At 57.3% G+C, this 12,925-nt stretch carries 10 protein-coding genes; 9 read left to right on the top strand and 1 reads right to left on the bottom strand.

All coding sequences use genetic code 11. The features are described 5' to 3' along the window. Nucleotides 1-101 precede the first annotated feature (101 nt). Nucleotides 102-1,358 (bottom strand): EAL domain-containing protein, encoded by a 1,257-nt coding sequence (locus tag QMZ18_RS13225; RefSeq protein WP_282606838.1) that lies wholly within the window; start codon nucleotides 1,356-1,358, stop codon nucleotides 102-104. Between the two features lie 558 nt (nucleotides 1,359-1,916). Between QMZ18_RS13225 and QMZ18_RS13220 the strand changes: the two genes are divergently transcribed. The 9 genes from QMZ18_RS13220 (at nucleotide 1,917) to QMZ18_RS13180 (ending at nucleotide 12,888) form a co-directional block, all read left to right on the top strand. Further along, nucleotides 1,917-2,714: a peptidoglycan-binding protein gene (locus QMZ18_RS13220; protein WP_282606762.1), complete on the top strand. Its 798-nt coding sequence runs from the start codon at nucleotides 1,917-1,919 to the stop codon at nucleotides 2,712-2,714. Nucleotides 2,715-2,897: 183 nt separating this feature from the next. Next, the gene (locus tag QMZ18_RS13215; protein WP_282606761.1) at nucleotides 2,898-4,928 is read left to right on the top strand and encodes a hypothetical protein; all 2,031 of its coding nucleotides are present in this window, start codon (nucleotides 2,898-2,900) and stop codon (nucleotides 4,926-4,928) included. Between the two features lie 14 nt (nucleotides 4,929-4,942). Further along, nucleotides 4,943-5,962: a hypothetical protein gene (locus tag QMZ18_RS13210; protein ID WP_282606760.1), complete on the top strand. Its 1,020-nt coding sequence runs from the start codon at nucleotides 4,943-4,945 to the stop codon at nucleotides 5,960-5,962. 346 nt (nucleotides 5,963-6,308) lie between these two features. Then, nucleotides 6,309-7,085 carry a FadR/GntR family transcriptional regulator gene (locus QMZ18_RS13205; protein WP_282606759.1) on the top strand — a complete coding sequence of 259 codons (777 nt, stop codon included), beginning with the start codon at nucleotides 6,309-6,311 and terminating at the stop codon, nucleotides 7,083-7,085. Continuing rightward, nucleotides 7,075-8,151, top strand: coding sequence for an ABC transporter ATP-binding protein (locus tag QMZ18_RS13200; RefSeq protein ID WP_282606758.1), 1,077 nt, complete (start codon nucleotides 7,075-7,077; stop codon nucleotides 8,149-8,151). The genes QMZ18_RS13205 and QMZ18_RS13200 overlap by 11 nt, the downstream gene beginning before the upstream one ends. Then, nucleotides 8,148-9,260, top strand: a complete 1,113-nt coding sequence (locus QMZ18_RS13195; protein ID WP_282606757.1) for an ABC transporter ATP-binding protein — start codon at nucleotides 8,148-8,150, stop codon at nucleotides 9,258-9,260. The genes QMZ18_RS13200 and QMZ18_RS13195 overlap by 4 nt, the downstream gene beginning before the upstream one ends. A 187-nt stretch (nucleotides 9,261-9,447) precedes the next feature. Further along, nucleotides 9,448-10,965, top strand: a complete 1,518-nt coding sequence (locus QMZ18_RS13190; protein WP_322097203.1) for an ABC transporter substrate-binding protein — start codon at nucleotides 9,448-9,450, stop codon at nucleotides 10,963-10,965. An 89-nt stretch (nucleotides 10,966-11,054) separates the two neighbouring features. Next, nucleotides 11,055-12,002: an ABC transporter permease gene (locus QMZ18_RS13185; RefSeq protein WP_282606756.1), complete on the top strand. Its 948-nt coding sequence runs from the start codon at nucleotides 11,055-11,057 to the stop codon at nucleotides 12,000-12,002. Nucleotides 12,003-12,012: 10 nt separating this feature from the next. Next, a complete protein-coding gene (locus QMZ18_RS13180) occupies nucleotides 12,013-12,888 on the top strand; it encodes an ABC transporter permease (protein ID WP_282606755.1) in 876 nt (291 codons plus the stop codon). Nucleotides 12,889-12,925: the final 37 nt, after the last annotated feature.

The following is a 12,925-nucleotide window of genomic DNA, read 5'->3' as shown; positions in this document are numbered from 1 at the left end:
TTGGTTCAAAACGAAAAGATCAGGCTAGAGAGTGCGGTCGCTCTCGATAAGCTTATTCGAGAGCGTAAGATGCCCTCTCATTCATAAAACAGGAGCCGGATTCAAGTTCCATTTTGGTTCAAAATGAAACGATCAGGCTCAGCGTCAACCGGCGTGACGCTGTGGATAAATTCTAATGCGTCCTTTGCCGCCATCGGCGCGGCAAAGTGATAGCCTTGACCATAAGAGCATCCCATATCTGTCAGCATTTCGGCCTGTTCGGGCCTCTCGATGCCTTCCGCGACGACGTCTTTTCCAAGCGCGCGCGCCATGGCACAGATTGAAGCCATAATCGTCTTGCTCTGCTGCGAACGGGTCATTGCCTTAACGAAACTGCGATCGACCTTCAAAATATCGATCGGCAAACGCGCAAGGTAACTGAGAGAGGAATATCCGGTCCCGAAGTCATCCAACAAAACGCCGATTCCCCGAGTGCGCAACTCGGAAAGGATTGCGATCGCTTGCTGGGCGTCGCGGATCAGGACCTGTTCGTTTACCTCGACTTTTAACATTGCCGGATTCACAGTATGCGCGGACAGAGCAGCATCGATGTCACTGATGACACTGCCGTCGGAAAGCCGGACTGTTGAGAGATTGAATGAAACATGGATCGGGGGACAATCCCGGGTCTTTGCACAAGCGTCGTGCCGGGCCTGGTTCGCTTCTGCGATAAAGGACAAGCTTCGCGCAATGATCTCACGGTCGAGATGAACGACGGCTTCCAGGTTTTCGGCAACCGGAATAAAGCGCTGTGGTGAGACATTTCCCAGATCAGGGTGCCGCCAACGCACTAAAGCCTCAAAACCAACAAGGTCATGCGTTTCGAGACTCATTATCGGCTGAAATTCGACGAAGAATTGGTCGTTTTCAAGGCCGGCGATTAGTTGCCGTTCAAAGCGGAGAATCTGCCTGACATCTTCGGTGCCCGCGCGCGCCGACAGCAGTGCACTCTCGCCCGGTTCAGCAACGCTTTGAGTTAACCCCGGTGCACCGACAAGACTTTGCATGGATCGAAGGCGGTTGGTCAGCGTATCAATCAGCAGGGCGATGGTGGGATCGGCATTGCGTATCTTGGCGTCGATCTGCAACCGGTCGATCGAGAGAAGCGTCGTTTTTTCGACGGCAACCACCGTAGCCGACCGCGGCGCATTATCAAAGAGTGCCATCTCGCCAACAATTTCGCCGTGACCAAGCCGGGCCAGGGTGACAGAGCCTTGCGACGTTTGCTTGACGACTTCGACCACACCGTCTTCCACGACATAGGCACGCTCGCCCCCCTCACCCTCACTAAACAGCAGGTCTCCCGGCTGAAGGGTAATCTTGTAGGGTTGAGAAACATCGGGAGGTACGTCGTCGATTATAGTCGCTCCAACTCGTTAAAATCATGAATCAGACGGCGCAATGGAGCGTGGCTGAACGACCTACCTGCCGCCGATCAATTTTCCGCGCCGCACCCGAGGGCGGGCATGCGCCTTCTTGGCCCAACGTCTGTCAATATTGTACGATCACTTACAACATACAACCACCAAGAAGATCACACAGGCGTGAAATCTGAGTGACAATAAAAAGGGATGAGCGAAGCGTCTGAAAACTAACGCTACACAGAGTTCAGCGCCGAGCAAGATATTACAGCCGCACTCGCCGATTCAGAGTAAACGCAAGTAATCATCTATTACCACAGATAGGTGTGAATTGTTCAGAATCCTTTTTCGACTCCTCACCCAACCATGCAGTAGATAACTCCATTGGCATTGAAGAGCATATGACGCCGCTCTGAGTTTCCCGATTTCGCCTACGTCCGGGGAATACAAAATCGGCATCGGATGCTAGACGCTGTGCTAGTATCCGCTCGCTTACAAACAACCTGGCGAGAAACGATGGCGACACTGAAACGGGGTATGCGCAACGACGAGGTCAGGCGGCTTCAGGAAAAACTGAAGGAAGCAGGTTTCAATCCAGGTGGTGCCGACGGACACTTCGGTAAGGCAACCGATCGAGCCGTACGGGCGTTCCAGGCCAGTGAGGGTCTCCTCGTCGATGGTATCGTCGGCCCGAGAACACTTGCAGTACTGTCAGCCGAGATTGAACCGGATCCTCCGCTGGCCATCGCGACGGTAACCGTTGAAGGGGTTGCAAAGATGATTCTCTCGACCCCACGCCGCAATATCGAAACCAATCTGCCGCCGGTTCTTGAGTCGCTGGTCAGCGCGGAACTCACCGACAAACCGATGGTGCTCACGGCCTTGGCGACCATCCGCGCCGAATCGGCCGGTTTTCTGCCGATACCTGAAGGAAAGTCACGATTCAACACTTCGCCTGGCGGTCATCCTTTTGACCTCTACGATAATCGCCGAGACCTGGGCAACCAGGGGCCGCCGGACGGTGGCCACTTCAAGGGCCGGGGTTACATCCAACTGACCGGGCGCGATAACTACGGCCGCATCGGTGAGAAAATTGGTTTGGGAAACGGTCTAGTCGAAAATCCGGAGCGGGCAAACGAGCCCAGAATTGCCGCCGGCATTCTCGCAGCCTTCCTGAAAGTCAAGGAACGTCGCATCAAGGAGGCCATTATCCGTTCCGATCTCCGGTCGGCACGGCGTCTGGTCAACGGCGGAAGCCATGGGTTGGATCGCTTCAGCCGCGCCTTCAGAACGGGCGAGCGAGTCATCGTCTAATTCCAATTGGCAATGCATCAGCATTCCGACTCGGCATCTATCCATGTTAGAATGCCGCAACTGATAAACCCGCTTGCGGCGAACGTCAAAACCGAACAGCAAGCGTCAGAGGCCCGCAGCAGGTCCGGGCATTGGCGACAGGTCCCGGCAATAGCGGGGCGGCTTTGAGATGGGGGAGACCGCATGACGATACCTTTGTCTGTTGTCATGTCCGCGATCACCGCGGTTCTGAAATACCGGGGACGCGTCGATACGATTTTATCCCTCAACGAGGCGACGAAGGGTCTGCCCTTTCGTCTCCCGCCCGCGCCCAAACGGGAAGACCGCAGCAATTTTCTGCGACAGATGTGGGCGTTCTTCGAATCGCCGACCGGTTTGGCGATTCTGCATACCCAGGATCTGGTAACAGATTTCGAAGACGTTAAGGCGGCCGTGAACGGCGGCAACAATCCGCCTGCTGCGAAGCTGAACCGCTGCTACAAACTCTACTTCGAAGCCGCCAATGTTCCGGCCACACTGCTGGCGGGAGATGGTGCCGCCCCAGGAGACTTGCGCGCTCTGGCCAGTTCAGGCCCCGATACGGAAATGCGGCTGGCGTACTACGTCGTTGAATCCCAACGGCTATCGCGTAATCCGGTCTACGCGCGCCTCGCCCTTGCAACCGTAGACACCGCCCTGGAATTCCTGGGAGACAACGCGACGACCTTCATCGCGAATCCCAGAACCAGAGTGTTGGTCGAATCTCTGATTTCAGAATTTGCGGTCAAACAGGATTTCGACGATTTCTCGATCAGAAGTATTTACCAGAGTCTTTTAGGCTCCGCGCTTTTCGCCGCACTCGACAATCCGGATGCGGTTCCCAATGAAGCCGCACTCAAAGCACTGTTCGGCGCGCTTAACGACCTCCGGGCGGCGCGGCGAGAGCAAGCCGGAGACTCGGCGGGTGCACGGGAACGCGCCGACGAATTCTTCGCCCGACTGATCACTGCTGACGGCTTCAAAGATCTGGTCGCAGGCATTTTCAGACAGGTTGCAAGCGACCCTTCCTTCATCTCCTCCGACGCAGCAGCAAAAGCCGTCATCAGCAGCACACTGAACGCCTTTGCAGATAATTTTCCGGAAGTTCTAGAAGGTGATCAGGCCGCCATCTTTGGTGTGATCGAAGCCGGTCTTGCCGCCGGCGCTCAAAACGTGGAAGGTGTTCTCAAACGCAAGATCGGGGATCAGCCCCTGATAACGGCCGTTGCCACCGCAATTGCAGGCACGATCGGCGAGCGGGCAGCTGCAAACAGCTTTTTCAAGGAACTTGCGAGCGGCGAAATTTTTGCCGGCATCTACAAAGTTGCTCTTGGGGCGGTCGCCGCCAACCCGGTTGCCCTAGCCAGCACCGCAGGTCTGCCTCCATTCGCTACGGATCTTGTAACCGGCCTCGCCCAAACCCTGTCCGAAACGCCGTTGAAGGAGACCTTCGACAAGCAGACGCTTCGAGATGTGGTGTCGAAAAGCCTCGTTATCTTGTCGGAACACCCCGACTTGGTCGCTCGTGACAGCCGCTTTGCCTCACAAGTCGTCAGCGCGACGTTTGAGGCGGCGGGAAATGCCATCCGGGACGGCCTGCAAACAGAAGATGTCATCGCCATAACCGACGCTGCATTGCGATCGGCAACGGACAACCTGGCGCTGGTCGAGATGGACGCGCGGTTTCGTAGCGTCCTGACGACCATGGGGACAGTGCTGGGCAGCGAGGGCGTCACACCATTGCTGACCAGAGCAGGGCGAAGGGATGCCCTGATCGCTTCCATCCGGGCCGTGGCGGCAAACCCTGGCGTCTGGGCAAAGTTTGACGAAGCCGATATCCTTCAACCCCTTACAGTCGGCATCATTGATGCACTGATAACCGATCCGACCAAGCTGCTCTCCGGTCCCGTCATGGTGGATGCTCTGCGCAAAAGTCTGACGGCTGTTGCCCGACGAGGCGCTGTGTTGCTGTCGGACGGTGCAGTCGATCATACGGCGCTCAAGGCCGCCCTTACCTTAGGATTGAGCGCGGCCAACGGCGAGATCGGTAAGACAGTCGACGGCGAGAACCTGCCGGATTTCCTGGAGCGGGTGATCCTGAGTTATCTGGCAGCACCCTTCGCGCTCGCAGAGGGAGGCAATCAGGCCTTCGACGACTTGGTTCGGGGTGTGGTCGCTCAGCTTGACGGCGCATGAAGAGAGGTAACGCGATGCAGAGATTTCTCCTTTCATTCCTTGCGGCAGTAATCCCCGTCATATCTCTTTCAGGCTGTGAAAGCATAAAGACACCGGCGCTGCTTCCCGAAAAACAGGCTCTCGCGGAGGTCCACGACGTCTATCGGCAAGAGTTCGCTGAGCTGTTTCTCTCCGGCCAAGGCGAAGAACCCCAGTGCCTGGCTAACCTTCCATCGGCAAACCAGCCGACTTTTTCCAGAACCCGGTCAGCTATCCGGGCCTATCGCGTACGTTTCGGCAGCAAACAAGCTGAAGCCGCTCACCTGACCGTGTTGGATGCCATGATGCATCTGCAGGTCGGCAACGTCGGCCTCGCCCGTCTTCTTGAGAGTGACGTGGAGACGGCCAAGGGCAACCTGGTATCCAAGACCGGACGCTTTACCCGGGACTTCCTGTTTGCCGAGCATTTTGGAGCGTTGATCGAAGGCTGGCGTGTGGTCTGCGATCTTACCGCGACACCGGCAAAAGAGGTCGAACGGGCGGCAGAACGACTCGAAACAGCCGCGGAAGAAATCGGCGATGGCCTTACAGAAGCGGCCAAATCAGGCCAGTTGGCTGAGCCCGACGCCGATCAGGGCGCGATCTACCTGGCAACGACCGCAGCGATCTTCAATGTCTGGGCCATAAAGGAACGCGGACAACTCTGCATCGAGCAAGGGATGTGTGGTTGCGAAGCAGGCGAAAGCGCCTGTCCATCGGCCACTCAGACAGCAACGGCCTGCGCTGCAGAAACCGCCGCGCTGGATCGTTTGGAATGTCATCAGAACCTGCGCCGCGACTATTTCAATGAAATGGTCAAACCTGAGAGATACGTGGGAAGCCGCGATCTGATCGGCCTTTTTCTGGACGACAGCGAGAAAAAGCTGGCGAACTGCGCAGCGGCAGATGCGATGACGCGCTCTACGAGTTCATCGCGTCTGAGATACCTGAGTTGGTACAAATTCTTTCACGAGCGTTTGCCGGCGGCGTCGACCTCCGAAGCCTGCCCCTCCTAAAGGGCAATTCAGATTGTTCGCTGTTTCAGAGAAACCGATCAGTTTTGAAAGCTTGCCACCGCCTATCGCGCACGGCGCCCTCCAAAGGTATAAGCCAGGCAATTTTTGACGGTACCAATCATAATTGGTTTCGTTTATTTGCCAGGCGAGCAGATTTTCTATGCGTTAGAGTTTTTTGACCAAATTGGCTGATTTTAGCCCATAGTAGGTATTTTTATAGCAATTTTGGGTTATGCAGTTTCCGAATGCTTTTCCAAAAATTGATTAAGCGGGCTTGCAATCGAACCAATACGAATCAATGATGGCATCAATTCATATTGGTTTCCCTGCAAACGAACCTTTGCCTATGTCGCCCGACAATCAGAGAGACGCACAGAATTCAACGCTCGATAGCGGCGATCAAACTCACCCTGGGCAGAATAGCTCAAGATCCAGCAATTCAAGCCTGGCCCTTGAACGCCTGCGCAAGATGCTTGACGAGGATCACTCGACGACGGACCACCAGTTGCCGACCGAGCGTGTGCTTTCGGAAATCCTTGGCGTCGGGCGCCGCGCTGTCAGACGTGCATTGGAAGTTCTTGAGTCCGAAGGCCGGATCTGGCGGCGGCAGGGTTCGGGCACTTACGTTGGCCCGGCCCCCGAGCAACAGGGCCCCACAATCGACGGGCTCTCCAACCGTTCGAATTTCTTCGAAGTGATGGAAGTTCGGCTGCGGATCGAACCTGCCCTTGCACAGCTCGCCGCGCTGCGTGCCACCGAAGATGACATTAAACACCTGCGCGAACTGACCACGAAGATCGTGGAAGCCAAGGACGCAGACAGCCGTGAGCTCTGGGACAGTGCTTTGCATCGCTACATCGCGCAGACCGCAGGCAACACACTGTTTCTTGCGCTTTTCAACATTGTCGACAAGGTTCGGCAGGATCCAGCCTGGCACCATGTGCGCGAACTTGCGCGCAGCCGCGATAGCGCGATGCTCTACAGTGATCAGCACGACACGATTGTCGAGGCCATTGAACGTCGCGATCCGGCTGGTGCCGAGGCCGCCGCGCGGCAACACATCCTCTCGCTGCACGAACGCCTCCTGGCCGTAACGGCCGGCGGTCTCAGTCATGCGTCCTGATTCCGCTCTTCTTGAGGAACCGGCTTCTTTGGTTGATGCCCTTGGCAAAGATGATTCAGTTGCCAGCACCGCGGCCGTCACGCCGGTGTTGGCAGTCGAGAGCCTCTCGATCGGCTTCAAAGGCATTGCGACAAATGTTGTCGATAACGTCTCTTTTTCCGTAGCACCGGGCGAGACTTTATGCCTGGTCGGAGAATCCGGTTGCGGCAAGAGTATCACCGCTCTTTCCCTTATGGGCCTGCTGCCCACTCCACCGGCAGAGATCACCTCAGGTACCGCAGTGTTCGACGGTAAAGACCTGTTATCGCTCCCGAAGTCGGAAATTTCAGAAATTCGGGGCGACAAGATCGCCATGGTGTTCCAGGAGCCCATGACCTCGCTGAACCCGGTCTACACGGTTGGCGATCAGATCAGCGAAGCGGTACGCCGCCACCGACAGGTGACAAAATCCGAAGCGCAGGACCGCGCCCTGGAAATGCTGAAGCGGGTCCGGATCCCTGCCCCCGAAAAACGCCTGAAGGAATTTCCGCACCAGCTATCAGGCGGCATGCGCCAGCGGGTGATGATCGCCATGGCACTCGCAAATGATCCAAGCCTTTTGATTGCGGACGAGCCGACCACGGCACTTGACGTCACCATCCAGGCCCAGATTCTCTCGCTTGTCCGCACCCTGCAGGAAGAAACCGGTACTGCCCTGATCATGATCACGCACGACCTCGGTGTGGTCGCGGAAGTCGCCGACAAGGTTGCGATCATGTACGCCGGGCGCATCGTAGAGGCGGGGCCGGTCGAGGAGATCTTTGAAAATCCGCAACACCCCTACACGCTTGGCCTGATGAGTTCGATCCCCTCCCTGGCAAAACGCAGTGGGCGTCTGGTCACTGTTGCAGGCATGGTGCCGACGGTCGATGCCATGCCGAGCGGCTGCCGGTTTGCGACACGCTGCCCCTTCGTTGCCGCAGATTGCGAACGAAATATCCCGCCTTTGTCGAAGGCAGGCGACGATCACGAGGTCGCCTGTTTCAGAGTTCCGCTGGAGCAAAAAGTTGGAGAGGCGACATTATGACGCCCGACCTCTCCACGACAGCACCCGAGACGACGATTCTCGAAGCACGCGGTCTCACACGTCATTTCGCTGGCCCGGCACGCCTGTTCGGCAAAACGCCATCGGTCAGGGCGGTTGACGGCGTCAGTTTTGGCATCCGGCGCGGAGAGACCTTTGCGATCGTCGGGGAATCCGGATGCGGTAAATCAACTCTCGCCCGGTTGCTCATTCGTCTTTTGGCGCCCACCGACGGGCGCGTCATTTACAACGGCCAGGACATCAGCGGATTGTCGGATGCTGAAATGCGGAGCCTGCGCGGCGAGCTGCAATTTATCTTCCAGGATCCCTTCTCGTCGCTCAATCCGCGCATGACCGTCGGCGCCATCGTTGAAGAGCCGATGCAGGTCCACGGCGTCGAAAGCAGCGCAGCCCGAAAGGAACGTGTGGCGCAGCTGCTTGGCCGGGTCGGACTGCGGGCTGAGCATGCCAATCGCTATCCGCACGAATTCTCGGGTGGCCAGCGCCAGCGCATCGGCATCGCCCGGGCACTCGCCAGCGGCCCCAAGGTGATCATCGGCGACGAGCCTGTCTCGGCTTTGGATGTGTCCATCCAGGCACAGGTGGTCAACCTGCTGGAAGACCTGAAAGAGGAGTTCGGCCTAACCCTGATCATCATTGCCCATGACCTCGCGGTCATCCGGCATATGAGCGACAGGGTCGGCGTGATGTATCTTGGTGAGATGATCGAACTCGGCCAGACTGATGCTCTCTACGATCAGCCATTACACCCCTACACCCAAGCACTGATGACCGCCATCCCGGTGCCCTCGCCCAAGGCGCGGCGTATGTCGGAAGGCTTGAGCGGCGATGTGCCGAGCCCCTCGGCACCACCAACCGGCTGCCGCTTCCATACCCGCTGCCCACACGCACGCAGTCGTTGTTCGGAGCAAAAGCCGGCTCTCGAACAAACCGGGGATGAGCGCTGGGTCGCCTGTCACTTCTGGCAGGAGATCAAACGCCCCGATGCCGGGCTCGATGCCGAAACGGTGCGTGGCGACGCCACGGCGCGGAGGTTCGAACTTTACAGAAGCTGGAGCGAGGGGAAGAACCCCGCCACGCCGCAAAGATAGCAAACCAAGATCCACGCAGAATGGAACACAGATAAGAAACAGGACGTGCCTAGAGTGCGATCGTTTTTGAAGGAAACAATCAAGAACGAGATTCGTCCTCTAACAATATGGAGTAGAGACTGGTTCATGTATTTCGCTGCTGCAGTGAAAAACTGGCCTGTCTCTAGAAACAGAGGAGACAAGCAAAATGCGTAAGCTGACACTCGCCGCAACGATGGCTGCCCTGGCAGTCGGGGTTGCGCCCGGTATCTCACCGGCCACAGCCGCCGACCTTAGGATCGGCCTGCAGGAAGACCCGGATGTTCTCGACCCCGATCAATCCCGTACGTTCGTTGGCCGTATCGTCTATGCGGCAGTCTGCGATAAGCTGGTCGACATCACACCGGACCTGGAAATTATTCCCCAGCTCGCGACCGGTTGGAGCTGGTCGGACGACGGTCTGACGTTGACCATGGATCTTCGCGAAGGCGTCACCTTCCATGACGGCACCCCCTTCGACGCAGAAGCGGTGAAAGCGAACATCGAACGCTCCAAGACGATGCCCGAATCCCGTCGCAAGAGTGAACTCTCATCAATCGAAACCACTCAGGTGACCGGATCTCATCAGGTAAAATTCACTCTCGCATCGCCTGATGCGACCCTAATCGCACAGTTCGCCGATCGGGCCGGCATGATGTTGTCGCCGACGGCAGCCGCTGAAAAGGGTGTCGAACTTGGTTTGGCGCCGGTTTGTTCGGGTCCCTTCAAGTTCGTTGAACGGGTTCAGCAGGATCGGATCGTGCTGGAGAAGTTCGATGGCTATTGGAACAAGGACGCAATCCACATTGACAAGGTGACCTACCTGCCGATTCCGGACACCACCGTCCGATTGGCGAACCTGCGCGCGGGCGACCTCGATATGCTGGAGCGGCTTGCAGCTCCCGACGCCGCCTCGGTGAAGGGTGATTCCAGCCTGCAGTACGCCGAAGCGGTGAGCCTGGGCTATCAGGGCATCACAGTAAACGTCGGGAACGGCGATCGTGCCAAGAATCCGTTGGGTGAGGATCCACGCATCCGCCAGGCACTAGAGCTTTCCATTGACCGGGAAGCCCTTAACCAGGTCGTGTTTGAAGGCGCCTTCAAACCGGGTAATCAGTCCTTCCCAACCACCAGCCCCTGGTACGACAAATCCCTTCCCATGCCCGCACGTGACGTGGAAAAGGCCAAGTCGCTGTTGAAGGAAGCAGGATACGACAAGCTGGAGATCGAAGTGCAGGTCGCCAACAACCCGGTGCAGATGCAAGTCATGCAGGTGGTTCAGGCCATGGCGGCCGAAGCCGGCTTCGACGTGAAGATCAAGGCGACCGAGTTTGCGACGCTGCTGCAGGAGCAGTCTGCGGGCAACTATCAGGGCAGCCAGATCGGCTGGTCCGGCCGGGTCGATCCCGATGGCAACATCCATCAGTTCATGACCTGCAAGGGTGGCATCAACGACTCCAAATACTGCAATCCGGAGATCGATGCCCTTTTGAATGCAGCCCGTCAGTCCACGGATAACGCCGTGCGCAAGGCAAAGTATGACGAGGCCCGCAAGATCCTCTCGAAGGACCTGCCAATCATTTACCTCTATCACCAGACCTGGATCTGGGCGCTGTCCGAAAAAGTGGAAGGCTTCGCGGCTTATCCAGACGGCATGATCCGCCTGGAGAACGTCAAAATCAATTAGGCTAGTGCCGCCTCGGGGTCCGGGAAAAAAGCCCGGACCCCACTTTTTCCACGCAAACAAACTTCGCACGCCGGAACGAACAACCGACCATGTATTCCTATATCGGCCGACGCATTCTGATCACGATCCCGACCCTTTTGCTGGTGTCGGTTTTCGTGTTCATCCTGCAAAAACTCCTGCCCGGTGATCCGATCCTGGTGCTCGCCGGTGAGGAACGCGATCCCGAAGTCATTGCCTTTCTGCGCGAAAAATACCGACTGAACGATCCAATTCCCTATCAGTATTTCTATTGGATCTCTTCGGTTCTTCAGGGCGATTTCGGAATCTCGCTCCGGACCAATCAACCAGTGCTGGAACTGATTAAGGAAAAGCTGCCGGTTACAATCCAGCTGGCCGTAATGGCCATGATCATTGCCTTCGTGATCGGCATTCCGACCGGAATCCTCTCGGCCATCAAGAAAGGTACGATTACCGACTACCTCGCCAATATCGTCGCCTTGTCAGGGCTCTCAGTACCGAACTTCTGGCTCGGTATCATGCTGATCCTACTGGTGTCGGTGAATCTGGGCTGGCTTCCGGCCTCCGGTTACCAACCTCTGTTCGAAGACCCGATAAAATCTCTTCAAACCATGATCATGCCAGCCTTCGTCCTTGGCACCGCCTTAGCCGCCACACTGATGCGTCACACCCGCAGCGCAATGCTCGGCGTCTTGAAAGCAGATTACATCCGGACCGCACGCGCCAAGGGGCTGTTCGAATCCGTCGTCGTGCTGAAACATGCCTTTCGAAACGCCCTGCTGCCCATCGTAACCCTCAGCGCCCTGCTCTTTGGAGAGTTGCTCGCCGGCGCAGTGCTGACAGAACAGATCTTTACCATCCCCGGCTTCGGCAAGCTGATCGTCGATGCGGTTTTTAACCGGGATTACGCGGTGGTCCAAGGCGTGGTTCTCTGCACGGCCGTGGGCTTTATATTTATGAACCTGTTGGCCGATGTCGCCTATCTGGTTCTCAATCCGCGTTTGCGGGATCAGGTGTGAGGAGCCCATCATGACCAGCGCCGTCACCACCCTGAAACCGGAATCAACGCATCGTGACGAAAGCCGCATCTGGAAAAAGCTTAAGGGCAACAAGAGCGCGGCCCTGGGCTTTATCTTGGTGCTATTCTTCGTCGGCATTGCGGTGCTCGCCCCGATCCTGCCGATCGACGACCCGACGGGAACCTCCTGGTCGGCGATCCGTAAGGCGCCGTCCGACGCCTATTGGTTCGGCACGGACGAGCTTGGCCGTGACATCCTCTCGCGCATGATCTGGGGGGCTCAGGCTTCGCTCTTGGCCGGTGTTGTCTCGGTCGCCATCGCGGTGCTGATTGGTGTGCCTTTTGGGCTGATCGCCGGTTACTTTGGTGGCTGGCTGGACGGAATCATTTCCCGCGCAACCGATGCCCTGCTGGCAACACCCTTTCTGATCCTGGCCATCGCCCTGGCAGCCTTTCTCGGACCGAGCTTGACCAACGCGATGATCGCGATCGGCCTTTCGGCCATGCCGATATTCGTCCGCCTGACCCGCGGTCAGGTTCTGAGCGTAAAGACCGAGGACTATGTGGAAGGCGCGCGGGCGATCGGACTATCTCACACCCTCATCATCCTGCGGTACATTCTGCCCAACGTTTTCGCGCCGATCCTGGTGCAGGCGACGCTCGCCGTTGCGACCGCGATCATTGCCGAGGCCAGTCTTTCCTTTCTTGGATTGGGTCAACAGCCACCTGCGCCGAGTTGGGGCAGCATGCTGAACGTGGCAAAAAACTTTCTCAGCCAGGCGCCCTGGATGGCCATGTGGCCTGGCGCGGCAATCTTTCTCGTCGTCCTGGGGTTCAATCTGCTTGGCGACGGCCTTCGCGATGCCCTCGACCCCCGTGAAACCTAGACGCAATTTTCGCATACGCTGACAGTTATCAAAGCAT

The organism is Pelagibius sp. Alg239-R121 (genome assembly GCF_947331435.1).
Lineage (GTDB): Bacteria > Pseudomonadota > Alphaproteobacteria > Kiloniellales > Kiloniellaceae > Denitrobaculum.
The sequence above is the reverse complement of the archived record's forward strand: the minus strand, read 5'-3'. Positions and strand labels throughout refer to the sequence as shown.